We start from the raw sequence: 19,373 nt of genomic DNA, 5'->3' as shown, positions 1-19,373 counted from the left end.
TTATGGATTCACAGCGCGCGGAAAAGTGCTAGAGGTAGTTGCTGCACCCTGGGGAGCAGGAGCTGCCTGTGGTTTGGCCTTTGGGTTATAGGACCATGTTTAGTTGCGTTGGGTCAGGTGGTGGATGGCACGGGCTTCGCCCGTGTTCACGGTACAAGCCCGCTCTCACAGTGATTGTGCAGGCCTTCGGAGTCTGGGCAATACAATTGATACACAGTATGAGTCGTGCAAGCTCTTAGATCTGGAGCAAGGCAGTTGCTCGAGGGAAGCCGACAATCAGCTGTTCAAGATCAGCATGGGCTCGGAACCAGGCTTTCCATACTGATCTGGTATTGGTACTGGGTGGATCAAGCTCAGCCTGAGCGATCGATTGCGCTGAAGCCCGCTCATCGTGGTGCAACTGCCTGCCGAGCCATCCGCGCGTATCAGCGGAGCAAGCTACGAACCACCACAAACAGCACTACCAGGCTCATAAGCCCAGAAGCAACCAGCCAGCCTGTCGAGGCCATCGCTGGGAAAAAACCTGGGAAGAACAGATTCCTTCCAAACTTGACCAGCGCCAGACAAAGCCATGGCACCAGGATGATGTAAAGCAGTGGGATATAAACAATGGCCTGAATGACTACCGTCACTCCATCGCCCACTCATTCCAGCGAGGTGTGGACATGGTGATTTCCTTTTCTTGAATGGGACAGGGAGTCGTCCCTTCCTGGATGCCTCAGGCTTCGCTGTCGAGGCCGGAATACCAAAGGCAAAACGCGCCAGACAGAAACCACAAAGCCCGCGCCTGGCGGGCTTTGTGGTGCGTCTCATAGACAGTCATAGACTGCTGGAAACGGTTTACTGGTGCCGGAGACAGGAATCGTATTTTTACGGAAGTCTTTGAATTTAATAGCTATTATTCCTCAGATTAAGGATCTCTATCCCTAGAGTTATCCTTAAGCAATCTCTAGGTTGCAGACCGTCGTGATAAAAGCCCTAGTGGAATTATGCAGAGCCGCCAAAGGGCTTTGCCACCGATGCATAAAAGCCGCCTCAGACGCCTCTCGCGGATGGCAGCTATCGACCCGAAGCGGAAGTAGTCAACTCCGAGAGTTTTCCAAGCGGCGAGTCACGCGTTCACTGATGAAGGAGCAAGCTCTATTACCCTAGTGCGGCGGCGAATGCTTCGGGCGTCGGGCTCTCCTGCCATTGCGCGATAGTCGCCGGCAGCACCAGCCATGGCTGCTTGCGTCGTGTCCAGATATGCGCAACTGGCTTTAAACGTTCAGAGCCATCCAGGATGCCGGCGCGTACCACACGCATGCCGGGGGCTGCCGTGGTCTCGTTGAACAGCCGGGTATGACATGTGCCGCAGGCATGTTGGGTAGACGTTTGACCTTGGTGTTCATGCTCAAAGATCGCCGTTTCGCCCACCGTCTGAACAGCCGAAGCCGCGCTCAACATGTGCAGACCAAACGCACTGCCGCTCCAGCGCTGGCAGTTCAAACAGTGGCAGGCATACAGCGGCGGCAATTGCTGCGCCACGATCTCGAGGGTGACTTGCCCACATCGGCACTGACCGGTGATTCTCATGCGTTGGTTCCTTACAATGACGCCCGGAAATATGTGGGCGAATGATCGCTATTCACGGGCTCGAGCAGAAGATCAATTTAGGAGCAACTGTTGGCCAAGAATGTATGAGCGGTATTGAATGGGAAAGCCAGCGTGTATTTCTCGCCGTGTTGCGCTCTGGCAGCCTAAGCGGCGCGGCGAAGTTGCTGGGTATCGCCCAGGCCACTGCGCGCCGGCGCCTTGACCATCTTGAACACGCTCTCGGTGTGAGTCTGTTCACCCGCACACCTCAAGGGCTGACGCCTACTGCCGGAGCGCAGCGCCTGATCGAGCATGTGGAGGCCATGGATCTGGCTGCGCAAACCTTCAACCGCATGGCCAGCTCTGAAGCGTCGATGGATCACGGTACAGTCCGGCTGACCTGTGGCGAGTTGCTTGGCGTCGAGGTATTGCCTAGCCTGCTGCGCCCTTTCCATTACGAACACGCCGGGCTCAAACTTGAGTTGAGCATAAGCGACGCGCTTGAAGACATCGCCAGGCTGCAATCGGATATTGCGGTGCGGCTGATGCGGCCCAACGAAGCTGATATCACGGTGCGGCGTGTCGGCAGTTTGCGGATTGGCATCCATGCCAGTGCCAGGTGCCTGGAGCGCTACGGTAATCCAGCCTCCCTGCTGTCGCTGCGCCAGCGGCCCCTGATCGGGCCGGACAGACGCTCAGCGGATTTGCGTCGTTTTGTCGAAGCCGGTCTGTGCGATGCCGACCAGCATTTCGCCATCGCCTCTGATCATCACCTCGCTCAGCTGGCCGCTCTGAAAGCGGGCTTAGGCTTCGGACTTTGCCCGACGCAAATAGCAAAATCGCACGACCTCATACACGTGCTGCCACACGATTTCGGCTTTGAGGTAGACGTGTGGATCGCAATGCACAACGACCTGCGCAAAATTAACAGGATCGCTCAGGCGTTCGAGGTTCTGGGAGAGCAGTTGCATCAGTATCTATGCTTGGCCGATCAGTGAGCAGCGTAGGCCGTGGCATGCACTGCTTGGTCTAAACGGCTGCAATGGGTCGAAAGCGGTCAGTCGGTCGCGACCGGCTGCTGTCGACCCAGCGCTGCCCTCCGTCGAGGACAGCAGCCGTCCCTGTTCGTGTTGAGCCCGCTGACATAGAGAGAGTTTGAACATATCGCCAGGAAATGTTGCTTGAGGCAGGAGGTATAGGATAGCTGTTGAATGCGTACGTTCATCACCTGGGTAGTGAACGTGCCAGCTAACGGCTTGGGGAGTACACCAAAAATCATTGCCGGGGGCTTTCAGGGCTCGTACCACAGGGTCGCAGACGAAAATTGTATTGGCACTGTTTTTATACGTGCGTACGGCAGGTCAGTATCTCGGTGCATGGCACGGTCTCCAGCCGTGTTCGCGGGCAAGCCCTAACACCAGTCAGTTAACGTTTTCTGGCTTAATTGGGGCTGCTTTGCAGCCATTCGCGGGCTTGCCCGCTCCCACAGGGATCGCGCTAGCTTTTAGAAATTGAGCAAGACAGTTGGCTCAAACAGGTACGGGGCAATGCTCCGGGTAGCGATACCTGTTCGACTGCCCGGCTGCGCATGCTTTGTAAAGCTGTTCCGAAGTATCTTGAAAGGATTTCGTGGAGAGAGGGAACTGTGTTGCAGGGCACAGTTCAGCGGTGGAACAAGAAATTGCCGGGCCGCCTTGCGGCTCTTTCGCGACACACAGGACGTGGGATATTCGAGCATCGTGCTTACATTCGGGCCTTAATGTTCACGAAATGAGACAAATTCAAGCTGAATTAGTGCCGACCTTGCGATTATTCAAGGCCTGTCGAGTGGCTCTGGAATGAACCCCTGCTCCCTCAGTGCCTTGATGACCCCACGCACCAGATAATTGTTGGAAAAGCCAAGGGTGTATTGCCTCGAACCTGGGTTGATTGGCAGAAGCATGCCTTGCTCTACCAGGTTCTTGATCTGATAAGTCCGTTGGTTAGCCGTGAGCGCGGGGAGTGCCTGAGCAATGTCACTCGATTTCACGACCTTCATCTTTATGACGCTGACCAGAATCTGTTCCTCGGTCGCGGTAATCCACTCCCGACTGCGTGCAAAACTCACCGCCGGCAGCAGAATGCACTTCGTGAGGTAGCCATAGTCGGTGAGCTTGTCCACCTTCTCCAATTCGTCGCGGATACCCTGCAGCACATAGGTACACCATGCCTCCAGCCCTGCTGTGGTGCCAGTATCGGCAAGCCCCAGCATGGTGTAGTACTTGTCCCGGTCATTGCAGAACACCGCTGTGGGGTTGAGTACCCGACCACCCGTGTTCACGTTGAAGCCGTACTTCATCAACAGCGCATAGGTCAGCAGCCTTACCACCCGCCCATTTCCATTGCCGAATGGGTGAATCCAACCGAAACGGTGGTGCGCCAGGGCGACCTTCATCAGCGCGTATTTAGGGGAATCGTCGCGATTGATGAAACTGACCAACTCCTGCATGTACTGCGCCACCAGCACACCGTCCGGAGGCACATGCTCCGCCTGGGCGATCCTGACCGCCCCTTCCCGGTAGGCGCCTGGCGTTCTATCGCCTTCACGCCGTAACCCCAGTACGGTCATGGCGTGCAATTCTCGGATCGTATGCTCTGTCAGGTCTGCACCGGGCTTGATCACCTCTTCGATGTAATCCATCGCCTTCTCGATGTTGGCAATTTCCAGCAACTGATCGGTGCTCTCGGCCTTCCCTTCGACCTTGCTGTCGATGTAGTCGGCCAGTGTGGTGTGGTTGCCCTCGATTCGAGCAGAGCCCAGGCTCTCCAGCGTGTGGAACAGCGCCTTCAACTGAAAGAACACCTGAGGTGGGGTGTCCCCTTCCAGCCTCAGCCTGCGCAGAAATTCGAGCTCGGCCAGAACGTCAACCAGCGGCGAGTCGAAGGATGGGTTCAGTAGCTGCAGGTCGTGGTGAGAAAACGAGGGCATCTCAAAATTATCTCTAAACGGCAAAATCATTATCTAGAAAAAATTCGGCTCTAACCCCGTAAACACTGGCAAGAACCTGATCGACAGCTAACCATTATCTAAAAATACGCGCAACCCTAAGTGGAAAACTGCGGACCATAAAGTCAAAAACACGCAGATCCGTGGGGAAAAAAGCGGGAACAAAAAAGCCCGCACAAGGCGGGCTTCTATTGGTGCCAGGTAGCGAGAAGTCGCCATAGGCCAACTGATTCTGGTGCCGGAGACAGGAATCGAACCTGCGACCTTCGCGTTACGAGTGCGCTGCTCTACCGACTGAGCTACACCGGCGTGTAGCGCAACGTACCACTGCTCACACCCGCAACGCAAACCCCTGTTTCCGCTAGTTTATTGCCCTGCCCTCAAGCCCCCTTGCACCCCTTGGGCGCCAGGTCTTCCTCGATGTCGGTGGTGCACGCCCAGCCGCTGGCGGAACGCGTCAGGGTCAGTGCCTTGCCCAGCACGTTTGCCGGCGCATCCACCAGCGTGCAAGCAATGCTGCCGCTGCCATCTGCGGCCTTGCCGCTAGCGGTAATCGCACAATGCGCCGTTGCCGGCTGGCCACCCAGTTCGGCCACGGCCGCTACGTCTTTCCCGTCATTCAACCGCAAATCCATCGCCGTCTTCAGCGCGCTGATTTCCAGCAGCCCGGCCGCGGCCTTGGAGCGTGCCTGGTGGTTGGTGTACATCGGTAAGGCGATGGTCGCCAGAATGCCGATGATCGCGACAACGATCATCAGTTCGATCAGGGTGATACCGCGTTGCCCTTTCATGAACATCTTTCCTTTTTGATTCGCTTACACATTGAGGTGGGTTGCGCCCCAACCGGCAGCGGCGCAGTAGGCCTGAACAGACACCTTTTGTCACCCCTGCCCGCTTGGGCGTCATCTTCGCTGAACTACTCTAGTGAGCATCATGGACGCGCGCCCTGGCATGGACGCGGCAAGCTGTTTCCAGGCTTGTCGCCGGGGCTGAAAAAGGACCTTTGCATGACGTCAACTTCACTGCTCTACAGCTGGCACGGCACAGACGCGAACGGCACGCCGGTCAGCGGCCAAACACCTGGGCGCAGCCCGGCTTATGTGCGTGCCGGGCTGATTCGCCAGGGCATCACGGTGGCCAGTTTGCGGCCAGTCAGCGGGCTGACATTCAGTTTGCCGAAGCGGCGGGCGAAGGCGGACCCGGCGGGTTTCAGCCGGCAGTTGGCGACCTTGCTCAAGGCCGGGGTGCCGCTGCTGCAGGCATTCGAAGTGATGGGGCGCAGTGGTTGCGATGCGGCACAGGCGGCGTTGCTGGATAGATTGAAACAGGATGTGGCCTCGGGCCTTGGGCTGGCAGATGCGTTGCAGCGCCACCCGGCGTGGTTTGACCCGCTGTACTGCAACCTGGTGCGTGTGGGTGAGCAGTCGGGCACGCTTGACCGGCAGCTGGAACAACTGGCGGGCATGCTGGAACAGCGCCGGGCGCTGCACAAGAAGGTGCGCAAGGCGATGGTCTATCCGCTGCTGCTGTTGCTGACCGGGCTGGGGGTGTCGGCGATCTTGTTGCTGGAGGTTATCCCGAAATTTGAAAGCATGTTCTCGGGCATGGGCGCGGCGTTGCCAGCATTTACCCAGTGGGTGATCGACTTGTCCTCAGGGCTGAGCCGGTTTGCGCCGCTGTTGCTGGTGATGGGGGTGGTGCTGGGTTTGGCCGTGCGCCAGCTGTACCGGCAGCATGCGCCAGCGCGCCTGTGGATATCTCGGCGGGTGCTGGGCTTGCCGGTGTTCGGCAAGTTGCTGAGGGAGGCGGCGCTGGCGCGGTTTGCGCGTAGCCTGGCAACGTCGTACGGCGCCGGGGTGCCGTTGCTGGATGCGCTGGGCACGGTGGCCAGGGTGACCGGGGGCGAGCTGCATGAGCAGGCGGTGCTGCGGCTGCGCCAGGGCATGGCCAATGGGCAAGGGCTGAACCAGGCGATGGCAGGCGAGATGCTGTTTCCACCGTTGCTGGTGCAGCTGACGGCCATCGGTGAGTCCAGCGGCACTCTGGACCAGATGCTGGAAAAAGCCGCCAGCCATTACGAGGAACAGGTCAGCCAGGCGCTGGACCAGTTGACCAGCCTGCTGGAGCCGGCCATCGTGCTGATACTGGGCCTACTGGTGGGTGGCCTGGTGGTGGCGATGTACCTGCCGATCTTCCAGTTGGGTAGCCTGATCTGAACATGACTCTATGGACTTTGCTGGCTGAGCAGCCGGCGTACTTCCTTACCCTGGCCATGGTGCTCGGCCTCCTGGTGGGCAGCTTTCTCAACGTGCTGGTGTATCGCCTGCCGATCATGCTGGGGCGACAATGGCAGCGTGAGGCGCAAGAGGTATTGGGGCTGCCGCTTGCGCGACACGAACGCTTCGACCTGTGCCTGCCGGCATCCCGCTGCCCGCATTGCGCGCATCAGATTCGCGCGTGGGAGAACATTCCGGTACTCAGCTACCTGGCCTTGCGCGGGCGTTGCTCAGCCTGCAAGGCCCGTATCAGCCCGCGCTACCCGCTGGTCGAGATAGCCAGCGCGCTGCTGTCGCTGGTGGTGGCCTGGCGCTTTGGTGCTTCGGCCGAGGCGTTGCTGGCACTGCCGCTCACTTGGTGCCTGCTAGCCCTGAGCCTGATCGATGCGGACCACCAATTGCTGCCGGATGTGCTGGTGCTGCCGATGCTGTGGCTTGGGCTAATCGTGAACGCCTTCGGCCTGTATGTGCCACTGGCTGACGCGTTGTGGGGCGCGGTGGCCGGGTATCTTAGCCTGTGGACGGTGTACTGGGTGTTCAAGCTGGTCACCGGCAAGGAAGGCATGGGCTATGGCGACTTCAAGCTGATGGCGCTGATCGGGGCCTGGGGCGGCTGGCAGGTGCTGCCGTTGACGCTGCTGCTGTCGTCGGTGGTGGGGGCGCTGGTAGGCGTGTGCCTGCTGCGTTTGCGCCGGCATGCGCTGAGTACGGCGATCCCCTTTGGCCCTTATCTGGCGATTGCGGGGTGGATTGCTGTGCTCTGGGGTGATGAAATATACGCCTCTTACATGCAACTGCTTGGATACTGATGGCCACTGCAGCCTTTACCCCCTGGATTCTCGGCCTGACCGGCGGCATTGGTAGCGGCAAGAGCGCCGCTGCCGAGCGTTTTGTCGAACTTGGCGTGCACCTGGTCGATGCCGACCAGGCGGCGCGCTGGGTTGTCGAACCTGGCCGCCCGGCCCTGGCCAGCATCGTCGAGCGCTTCGGCCCGGGTGTGTTGCAGGCTGACGGCCAGCTTGATCGCGCCGCCCTGCGCCAGCTGATCTTCGCCGACCCGGCGCAGCGCAAATGGCTGGAGCAACTGCTGCACCCGCTGATCGGGCAGGAGATTTTCAGCTACCTGGCCAAGGCGCAGTCACCGTATGCGGTGTATGTGTCGCCGTTGCTGATCGAATCGGGGCAGTACCACAAGACCCAGCGCGTGCTGGTGATCGATGCGCCGCAGGAACTGCAAATAGCCCGTACCTTGGCGCGGGACAACACCAGTGCCGAACAGGTGCAGGCGATTCTGCAGGCCCAACTGGCCCGTGAGGAACGCCTGCGCCATGCCGATGATGTGGTGGTCAACGACGGCGACCTGGCCGCGCTGCATGAGCAGATTGACCGCCTGCACCACTTTTACCTGACTTTGAAAGGAGGCCAGCCATGAGCCAGCCATTGACCGTCGATTGCCCGACCTGTGGCGCACCTGTGGAATGGAACGAGAAAAGTGCGTTCCGGCCGTTTTGTTCGGACCGTTGCAAGCTGATCGACCTGGGGGCCTGGGCGGCCGAAGAGCACAAGATTCCGGGGGCAGAAGAGTCCGAGGATGAGCTGTATTCGGGAGACCTGGAGCCGCGGCATTGAGCTGATCCACACATACAACGTGGGCCCACAACCCGCGCGGTACCTGTGGGAGCGGGCAAGCCCGCGAAGCAGGCGGCGCAGGGGATGGCACGGGCTTCGCCCGTGTTCACGGGCATGCCCGCTCCCACAGTGAGAGTGCAACCTCTGAGTGCTGTGCAGTACCTGTGGGAGCGGGTTTACCCGCGAAGAGGCCGGCGCAGCCACCATACATTCACCGCTCATCTTCCTTCCAGGGCGCCTGCAGGTACCGCGTGCGGTTGAAGGTTTCCAGCCACTCCGGGCAAAACACCACCAGCGCACTGATCACCATGCCGTTGATGAACGCCTCGGGGAACATCATCAGCCACAGATAGCCGACAAAGTCGCTGAGCCACTCCGGCAGGGCAAAACGCCCGTCCAGCCACAACAAGCCTAGCGCTGCGGGCACGCAAACCAGCACGGTCAGTGCTGCCGGGAAGAACCCCGAACAGAAGATATACACGAACAGGTTTCGCGGCTGTGCACGCTCGACCAGTATCGCGCACACCTCGGTAATCAGCACCGGCAAGCCAACCAGCAACAAGCCATTCACCCCCAGCGCCGCCAGGTCCTGGCGCCCCAGCGCCAGCAAGCCGAGCTGGGCCATGAACCCGCCCAGCACCGCCAGCGGCCAGTCCAGCAACAGGGTGACCGCCGTCATGCCAATGAAGTGGTACGACACCCCGGTATCGAAATCGCGCCTCACCAACCACAGCGCAAACAGGCAGAACACCGTGCCAAACAGCAGATGCTGGCGGCGCCGGTCGGTGAACAGTTCAACCCAGCGAACCCGGCTTACCGCCCAGATCAGCAATGGCACATAACCCAGCCAGCCAAGGCTTAACGTGTTACCGGACAACACCTGCGCGCTGATCACCTGAACAATACCCATTGCAGCCATGTGGATAAAACCGAGTCTACACCCATTCTCCCTTTCCTTCGGCTGCGGTAGGCTGGCGGCCTCGTTCGATGCAGGAAGCATTGGTCATGCCGGAAGGACTCAACCCTGCCCTGCTGCTGGCAGCGGCACTCAACGCCATCATCGGCGTACTTCATCTCGTCATCATCGCCGTAGGCCCGCCTTGGTACCGTTTGTTCGGGGCTGGCGAGCGTATGGCGGTGGCAGCCGAAAAGGGTCGCTGGTACCCGGGGCTGATCACCGCCGCCATCGCCTGCGTGTTACTGGCCTGGTCGGCTTATGCGCTGTCGGCGGCAGGGGCAATCGGCAGGCTGCCGTTGCTGCTGCCAATCCTCTGCCTGATCACCCTGGTGTACCTGCTACGCGGCGTGCTGGGGCCAAGATTGCTGGCGGGCACCGGGCGTTCGCAGCGTTTTATCGTAGTCAGTTCGCTGATCTGCCTGGGCTTCGGCCTGGTCCACCTGGTCGGGCTCGTGCAGCAGTGGCCAGTATTGAGCTGATTCCCACGCTTAAACAGCATCTTACCGTCATCGATTAGCGGCTAAGCTTGTCTGCATGGATGACTCAGACTACCTGCGCCTGCTTACCATCCAGGCCGAACAAGCTAACGCCTTTCTCTCCAACGCCCGCAAGTGGGAGCGGGAGCGTTGGGTGTGCCAGCGACTGTTGCAGGGGTTGAATATCCCCTACCGCAGCGAAGACTTCACCCCGGCCGGGCAAGAGCCGCCCGATGTGCTGTTCCGCGACGCGGCCTTCGAGGTGTTTTTTGTGCTCGACGAGGGGCGTCGGCTGAACGATGAGTGGCGCGAAGAGCTGCAGCGCCGGCGCAGTGCGTTTTCCCTGGCACAGCTGGTGCGCCGTGAAGCGCGCCCGCGGCGCATCAGTGCCACCGAGCTGCTGGGGCGCCTGGCGCCGACCTTGCGCAAGAAGGCGCACAACTACCGGGAACGCGGGCTGGAGCTGAACGAGCTGGACATCATCGCCTTCGCCAGCCTCAAGCGCGAAGTGCTCGACCTGAACACCCACTTCCCGCCGCCCACCGAATACCTGCGCCAGGGCTGGCGCTCGCTGTCGCTGGTGGGGCCGACCTTTGCCCGGGTGCTGTTCGCCCACCCCGATGCACCAGACTTCCTGCGCGGCAACCTGGGCCGCAGCATTGTCTTCGACGTGGGCATCAGTCTTTGATCCAGTGCAGCGAGTGTTTGCGATGGCGTACACTCGGCGCCAGGGATAGAAAGCATTATCATTTGTTTCAAGCGCCTGCACGAACGCTGTAGCGTTTGCGCAGTCACAGACGTCTACCTGACGAGGCCCACCATGACCAGCCGCCTGAACCCGGAAGATCAGCGTCGTGTCGATGAGTATCTGCGAGCCCCCCAGCATCAAGTCGAGCGCAGGCCTTTCCGGCCGTGGCTGCTCCTTGTGCTAGTGGTAGCCGTGACCATCGGGTTGGGTCTCATCAGCCGCCTGCTGAGTGGACTGGTGCTATGAGCTGCCTCGCGCTCGCCCTCCCCTCGTGCAGTTTGCGGCCGGCCCCCCGGGCCACGAATTCCGTAAACCTTATGAGATATCCCCATGACTCATCGCATCGTGATTGTCGGCGGTGGCGCCGGCGGCCTGGAACTGGCGACCCGCCTGGGTAAAAGCCTGGGCAAGCGCAAGCAAGCCGAGATCACCCTGGTCGACACCAACCTGACGCACATCTGGAAGCCACTGCTGCACGAAGTGGCCGCCGGCTCGCTGAACTCCTCGGAAGACGAACTCAACTACGTGGCGCAGGCCAAGTGGAACCACTTCAACTTCCAGCTGGGGCGTATGAGCGGCCTGGACCGCGAGGGCAAGCAGATTCAACTGGCCGCCACCCTCGATGATGAGGGCCGCGAACTGCTGCCTGCGCGCACCCTGGGCTATGACACCCTGGTCATTGCCGTGGGTTCCAATACCAACGACTTCGGCACCTTGGGCGCGGCGCAGCATTGCCTGTTCCTCGACACGCGCAAGCAGGCCGAGCGTTTCCACCAGCAATTGCTCAACCACTACCTGCGCGCCCACGCCGGCGACGTGGCCAGCGAGCAGATCAGCGTAGCCATCGTCGGCGCCGGTGCCACCGGCGTGGAGCTGGCGGCCGAACTGCACCATGCCGCCCACGAACTGGCGGCCTATGGCCTGGACCGCATCCAGCCAAAGGACATGCACATCACCCTCATCGAGGCAGGCCCGCGCGTGCTGCCGGCGCTGCCAGAGCGCATCAGCGTGCCGGTGCACAAGACCCTGGAAAAGCTCGGGGTGAAGGTGTTGACCAACGCTGCCGTCAGTGAAGTGACCGAGGACGGCCTGAAGACCAAGGACGGCGAAGTGATCCAGGCCAGCCTGAAAGTGTGGGCGGCCGGTATCCGTGCGCCTGGCTTCCTCAAAGACATCGATGGCCTGGAAACCAACCGTATCAACCAACTGGTGGTGCGCCCTACCCTGCAGACTACCCGCGACGACAACATCTTCGCCTTCGGCGACTGCGCCGCCTGCCCGCAACCGGGCAGCGACCGCAACGTGCCGCCCCGGGCCCAGGCCGCGCACCAACAGGCGTCGATGCTCGCGCAGAGCCTGAAGGCGCGGCTGGAGAACAAGGCGCTGCCGACTTACGAGTACAAAGACTACGGCTCGCTGGTGTCGCTGTCGCGCTTCTCGGCGGTGGGCAACCTGATGGGTAACCTGATGGGCAGCGTAAAGCTGGAAGGCTGGCTGGCGCGGATGTTCTACGTGTCGCTGTACCGCATGCACCAGATGGCGTTGTACGGGTTCTTCCGCACGGCGTTGATGATGCTGGGTAGCAAGATTGGCCGGGGTACCGAGCCGCGCCTGAAGCTGCACTGACAGGCACCCGCTCCTGCAGGCCATGCGCTGACCTGTAGGAGCAGCCTTGTGCTGCGAAGAGGCCATTACCCGCAGAGAAAATCTTTTGCCGTACCGGCCCTTTCGCAGCACAAGGCTGCTCCCACAAGGGCCCGTGTTGCGGTAAGAGGTGGGTTAAATCTGAGCAAAAGAAAAAGGGCATCTCTTTCGAGATGCCCTTTATTCATGGTGGGTCGTGTAGGATTCGAACCTACGACCAATTGGTTAAAAGCCAACTGCTCTACCAACTGAGCTAACGACCCAAAAATGGTCGGGGTGAGGGGATTCGAACTCCTGACATCCTGCTCCCAAAGCAGGCGCGCTACCGGACTGCGCTACACCCCGGGTCTTTCAAAAAAAAGGGCATCTCTTTGAGATGCCCTTCTTTACATGGTGGGTCGTGTAGGATTCGAACCTACGACCAATTGGTTAAAAGCCAACTGCTCTACCAACTGAGCTAACGACCCGGAAAATGGTCGGGGTGAGGGGATTCGAACTCCTGACATCCTGCTCCCAAAGCAGGCGCGCTACCGGACTGCGCTACACCCCGAGATTGGCTCCGCGACCTGGACTCGAACCAGGGACCCAATGATTAACAGTCATTTGCTCTACCGACTGAGCTATCGCGGAACTAAATTTCGGTACAACTACCGATTACTACTCCGAAGACTGTGTTCGCTTCGGACTCTTTAGCTTCTTAGCTTTCGCTTTGTCGCTGCTGAGGCCGGCTATTCTACATTCTTCGTTTTGCTTGTCAACCACTTTTTTTCATTCAACTTACTGATTTGTAAGTTGTTTTGCGGTCACCGATGTTGCTGGTGATTCGCTTAGTGCCTGACAACGCGGCGTATATTAGGGTCACCCGAATCTTGATGCAAGCAAAAATTTCAAAAATTTCAGCAAGTTAACCTGAATTCCCCGAAAGCCCCGGTTTTACTGGGCTGCACCGGCCTCTTCGCGGGTAAACCCGCTCCCACAGGGGCCCCACAGCGGTGTGGGAAAGCAAAAAAAAGCCCCGCAGAAGCGGGGCTCATGGTGCAACGCATTAGCCAAAGACGATTTCGTCGCCTTCCACCGTGGCGGTAATCGACGTACCCGGCACAAACTGGCCTGCCAGGATCAGCTGCGCCAGCGGGTTTTCGATCCAGCGCTGGATAGCCCGCTTCAGCGGCCGTGCGCCGTACACCGGGTCGTAACCCACGGCAATCAGCTTGTCCAACGCCTCCGGGCTCAGGCTCAGCGACAGTTCGCGCTCCAGCAGACGGCTGCGCAGGCGGCCCAGCTGGATCTCGGTAATGCCGGCAATCTGCTCGCGGCCCAGTGGCTCGAACACCACCACTTCGTCGATACGGTTGATGAACTCCGGACGGAAGTGCGCGCCCACTGCATCCATCACCGCCGCACGCTGTGCCTCGCGGTCGCCTACCAGTTCCTGGATCTGCGCCGAGCCCAGGTTGGAAGTCATCACGATCACCGTGTTGCGGAAGTCCACGGTGCGCCCGTGGCTGTCGGTCAGGCGGCCGTCTTCCAGCACCTGCAGCAGCACGTTGAACACATCCGGGTGGGCTTTCTCCACCTCATCCAGCAGCACCACCGAGTATGGCTTGCGCCGTACGGCCTCGGTCAGGTAACCGCCCTCTTCATACCCTACATACCCTGGTGGTGCACCGATCAGGCGAGCCACGGAGTGTTTCTCCATGAACTCGGACATGTCGATGCGTACCATCGCCTCTTCGGTGTCGAACAGGAACTCGGCCAGCGCCTTGCACAGCTCGGTCTTGCCCACACCGGTGGGGCCAAGGAACAGGAACGAACCGCTTGGCCGGCTCGGGTCAGACAGCCCCGCACGCGAGCGACGTACTGCGTTGGCGACGGCGGTCACCGCTTCGTCCTGGCCAATCACACGCTGGTGCAGCAATGCTTCCATTTTCAGCAGCTTATCGCGCTCACCTTCGAGCATCTTCGACACGGGAATACCGGTCCACTTCGACACCACCTCGGCAATTTCTTCCTCGGTCACCTTGTTGCGCAGCAACTGGTTCTCGGTCTTGCCGTGCTGGTCGACCATCTGCAGGCTGCGCTCCAAGTCGGGGATCACCCCGTACTGCAGCTCGGCCATGCGGCTCAGGTCGCCTTTACGACGGGCGGCTTCCAGCTCTTGGCGGGCCTGCTCGATCTTTTGCTGGATCTGCGCCGAGCCCTGCACTTCCGCCTTCTCCGATGCCCAGATTTCTTCCAGGTCGGAATATTCACGCTCCAGCCGCTCGATTTCTTCGGTCAGCTTCTCAAGGCGTTTTTTCGCGGCTTCGTCTTCTTCCTTCTTCAGCGCCTGCGATTCCACCTTCAGCTGGATCAGGCGGCGATCAAGGCGATCGAGCACTTCCGGCTTGGAGTCGATCTCCATGCGGATACGGCTGGCCGCTTCGTCGATCAGGTCAATAGCCTTGTCCGGCAGCTGGCGGTCGGTGATGTAGCGGTGGCTGAGCTTGGCCGCAGCGATAATGGCACCGTCGGTGATGGCCACTTTGTGGTGCACTTCATAGCGCTCTTTCAGACCACGCAGGATAGCGATGGTATCTTCCTCGCTCGGCTCCTCCACCAGCACCTTCTGGAAGCGGCGCTCCAGGGCGGCGTCCTTCTCGATGAACTGGCGGTACTCGTTCAGCGTGGTGGCACCGACGCAGTGCAATTCGCCACGGGCCAAGGCAGGCTTGAGCATGTTGCCCGCGTCCATGGCGCCCTCGCCTTTGCCGGCGCCGACCATGGTGTGCAGTTCGTCGATGAACAGGATGATCTGGCCTTCCTGCTTGGACAGCTCGTTCAGCAGGGATTTCAGGCGCTCTTCGAACTCGCCACGGTATTTGGCACCGGCAATCAGCGCCCCCATGTCCAGCGCCAGCAGGCGCTTGCCCTTGAGGCCGTCAGGCACTTCACCATTGATGATGCGCTGGGCCAGGCCTTCGGCGATGGCGGTTTTACCCACACCAGGCTCACCGATCAGCACCGGGTTGTTCTTGGTACGGCGTTGCAGCACCTGCACGGTACGGCGGATTTCATCGTCACGGCCGATTACCGGGTCCAGCTTGCCTTCTTCGGCGCGCTTGGTCAGGTCGACGGTGTACTTGTCCAGCGCCTGGCGCGACTCTTCGGCGTTGGCGTCATTGACTGCGGCACCACCGCGCAGGTTGTTGATGGCATTTTCCAGAGCCTTTTTGCTCACGCCCTGGCTCAGCAGCAGCTTGCCGAGCTTGCTGTTCTCGTCCATGGCGGCCAGCAGCACCAGTTCGCTGGAAATGAACTGGTCGCCTTTCTGCTGGGCCAGGCGGTCGGCCTGGTTGAGCAGGCGCGCCAGGTCCTGCGACATGTTCACGTCGCCGGTCGGGTTCTGGATTTTTGGTAGCTGGTCGAGTTCTTTCACCAGCGCCTGGCGCAGGCTGTTGATGTCGAAGCCAACCTGCATCAGCAGCGGCTTGATCGAACCGCCCTGCTGTTCGAGCAGTGCCTGCATCAGGTGCACGGGCTCGATGGCTGGGTGGTCCATGCCAACGGCCAGGGATTGAGCATCGGATATTGCGAGTTGCAGCTTGCTGGTCAAACGGTCTATTCGCATGGTGTACCTTCCTTTAAAGGGCAGGTCGGAGCGATGGACAGCGCCTGTTTATGAAGAAACCTGCCTGAGATGAACTTATAGATAAGGCTGATTCTGGAAGATTCAAGCGTAGCGGGGTTGACCGAAGTCAACCTGTTGAATTAACGGTGGCCATTCGCGGGCATGCCCGCTCCCACAGGTACACCAACAGTTTCAAAAGGTGTGGATTCCTGTGGGAGCGGGCGAGCCCGCGAAGAGGCCAGTACAGGCTAGCGGGGTTGCAGCCACACCAGTGATGCGAAGCGCCCACCCTGCGGGGTACGGCGATAGGAGAAGAACCGCGCATCACTGACCGTGCACAGGCCGCCGCCATACACGGCAGTTACGCCACGGGCAGCCAGACGAATGCGCGCCAGCTCGTAGATATCCGCCATCAGCTTGCCTGGCCGTTCGCCCTCGACGAATGCCCGAGCAGCTTGCGGGTGCACGGCGGTAAAGGCATCACGCACTTCCAGCCCCACTTCGAAAGCCTGTGGGCCAATGGCTGGCCCCAGCCACACCAGCACTTCTTCAGGCGGCAGTGCCAGGCGGTCCAGGGTGGCTTCCAGCACGCCGCCCGCCAACCCGCGCCAGCCAGCATGCGCCGCCGCCACGCGAGTACCGGCCCGGTCGCAGAACAGCGCGGGCAGGCAATCGGCGGTCATCACGGTACAGGCAATACCAGGCTGGTCGGTCCAGCTGGCGTCGGCTTCGGCCACCACGGCAGGGTCGGCATCCGCCACCACCAGCCCATGCACCTGCTTCAGCCAGGCAGGGCGGATGGCGAACGCGTCGCTCAGGCGGCGGCGGTTCTCGGCAACGGCAGCAGGGTCATCCCCTACGTGGTCGCCAAGGTTGAAAGTTTCGTAGGGCGGCAGGCTGATGCCGCCCTGACGGGTGGTGACACAGGCGCGAACCGAGGCCGGGGCGGGCCAGTCGGGAAACAACAGCGACTGCGTCAGGCCACTCATCCGATAAAGCTCTCGCGGTCCTGGTTGAGCAGCGACAGCAACCACACGAAATCATCGGGCAGTGGCGATTCCCACTTCATGATTTCACCGGTAATCGGGTGGGCCAAGGCCAGGAAACGCGCGTGCAGCGCCTGGCGCGGGAAGGTCTTGACCGCCTCGACCATGGTTGGGCTGGCAGCCGGCGGAATGCGGAAGCGCCCACCGTACGTCTGGTCGCCGACCAGCGGGAAACCAACATGGGCCATGTGCACACGAATCTGGTGAGTACGGCCGGTTTCCAGCTTGACCCGCACGTGGGTGTGCGAGCGGAAGCGCTTGAGCACGCGGTAGTGGCTGACCGCCGGCTTGCCGCCGTCGGTGACTGCCATGCGCTGGCGCATGCCGCCGTGGCGACCGATCGGGGCATCGATCTTGCCACCGGAAGTAACCACGCCGATCACGATGCATTCATAAATGCGGCTGACCTTGCGCGCCTGCATCTGCTCGACCAGCCTGGTCTGCGCCTGCAAGGTCTTGGCCACCACCATCAAGCCGGTGGTGTCTTTATCCAGCCGGTGAACGATGCCGGCGCGCGGTACGTTGACGATGTCTGGCACGTGGTGGAGCAGCGCATTGAGCAACGTACCACTGGCATGACCGGCAGCCGGATGCACGACCAGCCCGGCAGGCTTGTTGATTACCATGATATGGTCGTCTTCGTAGACGATATCCAGTTCGATATCTTCTGGGATCCACTCGCCCTGGGCCTCTTGTTCGGCCTGCAGTGCTAGCAGCGAGCCACCATAGACGGTGTCTCGAGGGCGCACAACGGCGCCATCGACCGTCAGGCGGCCCTCTTTGATCCACGAAGTAAGCCGCGAACGCGAGTACTCAGCGAACAATTGGGCGGCGACCTGGTCGAGGCGTTGGCCGCCCAGTTCGGACGGTACCTCTGCGCTAAGTTGAATGATCTCGGACATGCTCGATTCGGCGGGCGCACAGCCTTTGGTTTCGGCTGCGAGCTTGTGGTTAAATACGGCTTCTTTTGTCCCGGGGTTGGCCGGGGCGCTCATCATAACAGGACGGCACCGCCCAAGACAGCGGCCGTCAAAGGGACGCAAGCCGCCATGCAAGTGAAACACCTGCTGCTGATCGCCATCCTCGGGCTTACCGCGGCCTGTTCCTCTAATAAAGAGGTCATTGACGAGAACCTCAGCGAAGCCGAGCTGTACCAGCAGGCGCAAGCTGATCTGGACAACTCCAGCTACACCAGCGCCGTAAACAAGCTCAAGGCCCTGGAATCGCGCTACCCGTTCGGCCGCTATGCCGATCAGGCGCAGCTCGAGCTGATCTACGCCAACTACAAGAACTCCGAGCCCGAGGCTGCCAAGTCGGCCGCCGAGCGCTTCATTCGTCTGCACCCGCAGCACCCGAACGTCGACTACGCCTACTACCTGAAAGGCCTGACCTCGTTCGACCAGGACCGTGGCCTGCTGGCCCGTTTCCTGCCGCTGGACATGACCAAGCGTGACCCGGGTGCCGCCCGCGACTCGTACAACGAGTTCGCCCAGCTGACCAGCCGCTTCCCCAACAGCCGCTACTCGCCCGACGCCAAGCAGCGCATGATCTACCTGCGCAACCTGCTGGCTTCGTATGAAATCCACGTGGCCGACTACTACCTGAGCCGCCAGGCTTATGTGGCCGCCGCCAACCGTGGCCGCTACGTGGTAGAAAACTTCCAGGAAACCCCATCGGTCGGCGACGGCTTGGCAGTAATGGTCGAGTCGTACCAGAAGATGCACCTGGACGAATTGGCCGCCAGCAGCCTGGAAACCCTCAAGCTCAACTACCCTGACCACCCGAGCCTGGCCGATGGCGAGTTCCAGCCCAAGCAGACCGAGTCTGACGGGCGCGGCTGGCTGTCCAAGGCCACCCTGGGCCTGATCGAAACCGATACGCCGCTGCCGCCGGGCGAAACCCGCGCGAACCAGGACGTGGTCAAGCAGTTCCAGGACGCGCGTGACGAGATGCCGCAAGAGCTGCTGCCGAAAGACGAAAACGGCGACCCGATCGTGCCGGAAGGCCCGAAACAAGCAGAAAAAGACCGCTCCTGGTTCAGCTACATGACCTTTGGTCTGTTCGACTGATACACAGCGGTACATGAAAGGGAGGCCTTGGGCCTCCCTTTTTTATTGGCCGCATCCTAGACTGTCAGCTTCTTCAACCGACAAGCTGGACACCATGGTTCGCCTACTTTTCTGGATCGCCCTGATCGCCGCCGCGTTCTGGCTGTGGCGCAAGTTCAAAGTCAGCCAACAGTCGCACCCCGAGGCGAAACTGGATGCGCCACTGCAGATGGTGCGCTGCGCCCATTGCGGCGTACACCTGCCCAACGACCGGGCGCTGCAGCAGGGCAAAGAGTGGTATTGCAGCCAGGCGCACCTGCAACAGGGGCCTGGCCGACAGGGCTGAACACAACACCTGTAGAAGATTGCCCAGCCCC

Annotated in this window: 19 protein-coding genes and 6 tRNA genes; 11 read left to right on the top strand and 14 right to left on the bottom strand. The window is 60.6% G+C overall.

Annotated features, from left to right (window positions below; translation table 11 throughout):
* Positions 1 to 425 precede the first annotated feature (425 nt).
* Positions 426 to 632: a hypothetical protein gene (locus tag OZ911_RS03445; RefSeq protein ID WP_016484805.1), complete on the bottom strand. Its 207-nt coding sequence runs from the start codon at positions 630 to 632 to the stop codon at positions 426 to 428.
* Positions 633 to 1,143: 511 nt separating this feature from the next.
* Positions 1,144 to 1,575 (bottom strand): GFA family protein, encoded by a 432-nt coding sequence (locus tag OZ911_RS03440; protein WP_016484804.1) that lies wholly within the window; start codon positions 1,573 to 1,575, stop codon positions 1,144 to 1,146.
* A 41-nt stretch (positions 1,576 to 1,616) separates the two neighbouring features.
* On the opposite strand from OZ911_RS03440, the gene OZ911_RS03435 reads away from it, so the two are divergent.
* Complete coding sequence (locus OZ911_RS03435) at positions 1,617 to 2,573, top strand: LysR family transcriptional regulator (RefSeq protein WP_023047452.1); 957 nt, start codon at positions 1,617 to 1,619, stop codon at positions 2,571 to 2,573.
* Between the two features lie 815 nt (positions 2,574 to 3,388).
* Here the strand turns inward: OZ911_RS03435 and OZ911_RS03430 are convergent.
* From OZ911_RS03430 to OZ911_RS03420, 3 genes are all read right to left on the bottom strand, one after another.
* A complete protein-coding gene (locus OZ911_RS03430) occupies positions 3,389 to 4,543 on the bottom strand; it encodes a Fic family protein (protein WP_023047451.1) in 1,155 nt (384 codons plus the stop codon).
* Positions 4,544 to 4,794: 251 nt separating this feature from the next.
* A tRNA-Thr gene (locus OZ911_RS03425) sits at positions 4,795 to 4,870 on the bottom strand.
* Positions 4,871 to 4,941: 71 nt separating this feature from the next.
* Positions 4,942 to 5,352 carry a pilin gene (locus OZ911_RS03420; protein ID WP_016484801.1) on the bottom strand — a complete coding sequence of 137 codons (411 nt, stop codon included), beginning with the start codon at positions 5,350 to 5,352 and terminating at the stop codon, positions 4,942 to 4,944.
* Between the two features lie 216 nt (positions 5,353 to 5,568).
* On the opposite strand from OZ911_RS03420, the gene OZ911_RS03415 reads away from it, so the two are divergent.
* The 4 genes from OZ911_RS03415 to yacG are packed head-to-tail and all read left to right on the top strand — an operon-like array spanning position 5,569 to position 8,466.
* Positions 5,569 to 6,777: a type II secretion system F family protein gene (locus OZ911_RS03415; protein ID WP_070086710.1), complete on the top strand. Its 1,209-nt coding sequence runs from the start codon at positions 5,569 to 5,571 to the stop codon at positions 6,775 to 6,777.
* Positions 6,778 to 6,779: 2 nt separating this feature from the next.
* Positions 6,780 to 7,646: a prepilin peptidase gene (locus OZ911_RS03410; protein ID WP_070086709.1), complete on the top strand. Its 867-nt coding sequence runs from the start codon at positions 6,780 to 6,782 to the stop codon at positions 7,644 to 7,646.
* The gene (gene coaE, locus OZ911_RS03405; protein ID WP_016484798.1) at positions 7,646 to 8,269 is read left to right on the top strand and encodes a dephospho-CoA kinase; all 624 of its coding nucleotides are present in this window, start codon (positions 7,646 to 7,648) and stop codon (positions 8,267 to 8,269) included. Before OZ911_RS03410 ends, coaE begins: the two co-directional genes overlap by 1 nt.
* Positions 8,266 to 8,466 carry a DNA gyrase inhibitor YacG gene (gene yacG, locus OZ911_RS03400; RefSeq protein WP_016484797.1) on the top strand — a complete coding sequence of 67 codons (201 nt, stop codon included), beginning with the start codon at positions 8,266 to 8,268 and terminating at the stop codon, positions 8,464 to 8,466. The genes coaE and yacG overlap by 4 nt, the downstream gene beginning before the upstream one ends.
* 211 nt (positions 8,467 to 8,677) lie before the next feature.
* On the opposite strand, the gene OZ911_RS03395 is transcribed toward yacG, so the two are convergent.
* Entirely contained in the window at positions 8,678 to 9,385 is a 708-nt protein-coding gene (locus OZ911_RS03395; protein WP_023047450.1) for an energy-coupling factor ABC transporter permease, read from the bottom strand.
* Positions 9,386 to 9,471: 86 nt separating this feature from the next.
* Between OZ911_RS03395 and OZ911_RS03390 the strand changes: the two genes are divergently transcribed.
* The 4 genes from OZ911_RS03390 (at position 9,472) to OZ911_RS03375 (ending at position 12,274) form a co-directional block, all read left to right on the top strand.
* Positions 9,472 to 9,903 (top strand): hypothetical protein, encoded by a 432-nt coding sequence (locus OZ911_RS03390; protein WP_016484795.1) that lies wholly within the window; start codon positions 9,472 to 9,474, stop codon positions 9,901 to 9,903.
* 55 nt (positions 9,904 to 9,958) lie between these two features.
* Positions 9,959 to 10,588 carry a DUF1780 domain-containing protein gene (locus OZ911_RS03385; RefSeq protein WP_013970766.1) on the top strand — a complete coding sequence of 210 codons (630 nt, stop codon included), beginning with the start codon at positions 9,959 to 9,961 and terminating at the stop codon, positions 10,586 to 10,588.
* Positions 10,589 to 10,720: 132 nt separating this feature from the next.
* Positions 10,721 to 10,894: a DUF3094 family protein gene (locus OZ911_RS03380; protein WP_013970765.1), complete on the top strand. Its 174-nt coding sequence runs from the start codon at positions 10,721 to 10,723 to the stop codon at positions 10,892 to 10,894.
* Positions 10,895 to 10,978: 84 nt separating this feature from the next.
* Positions 10,979 to 12,274 carry an NAD(P)/FAD-dependent oxidoreductase gene (locus OZ911_RS03375; protein WP_016484794.1) on the top strand — a complete coding sequence of 432 codons (1,296 nt, stop codon included), beginning with the start codon at positions 10,979 to 10,981 and terminating at the stop codon, positions 12,272 to 12,274.
* 205 nt (positions 12,275 to 12,479) lie between these two features.
* Here OZ911_RS03375 and OZ911_RS03370 read toward each other — a convergent pair.
* From OZ911_RS03370 to rluD, 8 genes are all read right to left on the bottom strand, one after another.
* Positions 12,480 to 12,555 (bottom strand) — tRNA-Lys (locus OZ911_RS03370).
* Positions 12,556 to 12,560: 5 nt separating this feature from the next.
* Positions 12,561 to 12,637 (bottom strand) — tRNA-Pro (locus tag OZ911_RS03365).
* A gap of 46 nt (positions 12,638 to 12,683) precedes the next feature.
* Positions 12,684 to 12,759: transfer RNA gene (locus OZ911_RS03360), tRNA-Lys, on the bottom strand.
* 6 nt (positions 12,760 to 12,765) lie between these two features.
* Positions 12,766 to 12,842, bottom strand: a tRNA-Pro gene (locus OZ911_RS03355).
* Between the two features lie 4 nt (positions 12,843 to 12,846).
* Positions 12,847 to 12,922: transfer RNA gene (locus tag OZ911_RS03350), tRNA-Asn, on the bottom strand.
* 415 nt (positions 12,923 to 13,337) lie between these two features.
* Positions 13,338 to 15,902 (bottom strand): ATP-dependent chaperone ClpB, encoded by a 2,565-nt coding sequence (gene clpB, locus OZ911_RS03345; RefSeq protein WP_016484793.1) that lies wholly within the window; start codon positions 15,900 to 15,902, stop codon positions 13,338 to 13,340.
* Positions 15,903 to 16,150: 248 nt separating this feature from the next.
* On the bottom strand, positions 16,151 to 16,891 hold the full coding sequence (pgeF, locus tag OZ911_RS03340) for a peptidoglycan editing factor PgeF (protein ID WP_016484792.1): 741 nt from the start codon (positions 16,889 to 16,891) through the stop codon (positions 16,151 to 16,153).
* Positions 16,888 to 17,850, bottom strand: a complete 963-nt coding sequence (gene rluD / locus OZ911_RS03335) for a 23S rRNA pseudouridine(1911/1915/1917) synthase RluD (protein ID WP_024718082.1) — start codon at positions 17,848 to 17,850, stop codon at positions 16,888 to 16,890. Before rluD ends, pgeF begins: the two co-directional genes overlap by 4 nt.
* 147 nt (positions 17,851 to 17,997) lie before the next feature.
* Between rluD and OZ911_RS03330 the strand changes: the two genes are divergently transcribed.
* Both OZ911_RS03330 and OZ911_RS03325 read left to right on the top strand, forming a co-directional pair.
* Positions 17,998 to 19,017 (top strand): outer membrane protein assembly factor BamD, encoded by a 1,020-nt coding sequence (locus tag OZ911_RS03330; protein ID WP_016484790.1) that lies wholly within the window; start codon positions 17,998 to 18,000, stop codon positions 19,015 to 19,017.
* Positions 19,018 to 19,111: 94 nt separating this feature from the next.
* Positions 19,112 to 19,342 carry a PP0621 family protein gene (locus OZ911_RS03325; protein WP_016484789.1) on the top strand — a complete coding sequence of 77 codons (231 nt, stop codon included), beginning with the start codon at positions 19,112 to 19,114 and terminating at the stop codon, positions 19,340 to 19,342.
* The last annotated feature ends 31 nt before the right edge of the window (positions 19,343 to 19,373 follow it).

This window comes from Pseudomonas fortuita, assembly GCF_026898135.2.
GTDB classification, from domain to species: Bacteria; Pseudomonadota; Gammaproteobacteria; order Pseudomonadales; family Pseudomonadaceae; genus Aquipseudomonas; species Aquipseudomonas fortuita.
Note: the sequence above shows the minus strand (reverse complement) of the source record. Positions and strands in the feature narration are given on the sequence as shown.

Coding starts and splice junctions, on each gene's coding strand:
- OZ911_RS03430 (WP_023047451.1), bottom strand. CDS start 4,543: ATGCCCTCGTTTTCTCACCACGACCTGCAGCTACTGAACCCATCCTTC.
- OZ911_RS03375 (WP_016484794.1), top strand. CDS start 10,979: ATGACTCATCGCATCGTGATTGTCGGCGGTGGCGCCGGCGGCCTGGAA.
- OZ911_RS03435 (WP_023047452.1), top strand. CDS start 1,617: ATGATCGCTATTCACGGGCTCGAGCAGAAGATCAATTTAGGAGCAACT.
- rluD (WP_024718082.1), bottom strand. CDS start 17,850: ATGTCCGAGATCATTCAACTTAGCGCAGAGGTACCGTCCGAACTGGGC.
- OZ911_RS03385 (WP_013970766.1), top strand. CDS start 9,959: ATGGATGACTCAGACTACCTGCGCCTGCTTACCATCCAGGCCGAACAA.
- OZ911_RS03415 (WP_070086710.1), top strand. CDS start 5,569: ATGACGTCAACTTCACTGCTCTACAGCTGGCACGGCACAGACGCGAAC.
- pgeF (WP_016484792.1), bottom strand. CDS start 16,891: ATGAGTGGCCTGACGCAGTCGCTGTTGTTTCCCGACTGGCCCGCCCCG.
- OZ911_RS03325 (WP_016484789.1), top strand. CDS start 19,112: ATGGTTCGCCTACTTTTCTGGATCGCCCTGATCGCCGCCGCGTTCTGG.
- yacG (WP_016484797.1), top strand. CDS start 8,266: ATGAGCCAGCCATTGACCGTCGATTGCCCGACCTGTGGCGCACCTGTG.
- OZ911_RS03395 (WP_023047450.1), bottom strand. CDS start 9,385: ATGGCTGCAATGGGTATTGTTCAGGTGATCAGCGCGCAGGTGTTGTCC.
- OZ911_RS03390 (WP_016484795.1), top strand. CDS start 9,472: ATGCCGGAAGGACTCAACCCTGCCCTGCTGCTGGCAGCGGCACTCAAC.
- clpB (WP_016484793.1), bottom strand. CDS start 15,902: ATGCGAATAGACCGTTTGACCAGCAAGCTGCAACTCGCAATATCCGAT.
- OZ911_RS03330 (WP_016484790.1), top strand. CDS start 17,998: ATGCAAGTGAAACACCTGCTGCTGATCGCCATCCTCGGGCTTACCGCG.
- OZ911_RS03410 (WP_070086709.1), top strand. CDS start 6,780: ATGACTCTATGGACTTTGCTGGCTGAGCAGCCGGCGTACTTCCTTACC.
- OZ911_RS03420 (WP_016484801.1), bottom strand. CDS start 5,352: ATGAAAGGGCAACGCGGTATCACCCTGATCGAACTGATGATCGTTGTC.
- OZ911_RS03380 (WP_013970765.1), top strand. CDS start 10,721: ATGACCAGCCGCCTGAACCCGGAAGATCAGCGTCGTGTCGATGAGTAT.
- coaE (WP_016484798.1), top strand. CDS start 7,646: ATGGCCACTGCAGCCTTTACCCCCTGGATTCTCGGCCTGACCGGCGGC.
- OZ911_RS03440 (WP_016484804.1), bottom strand. CDS start 1,575: ATGAGAATCACCGGTCAGTGCCGATGTGGGCAAGTCACCCTCGAGATC.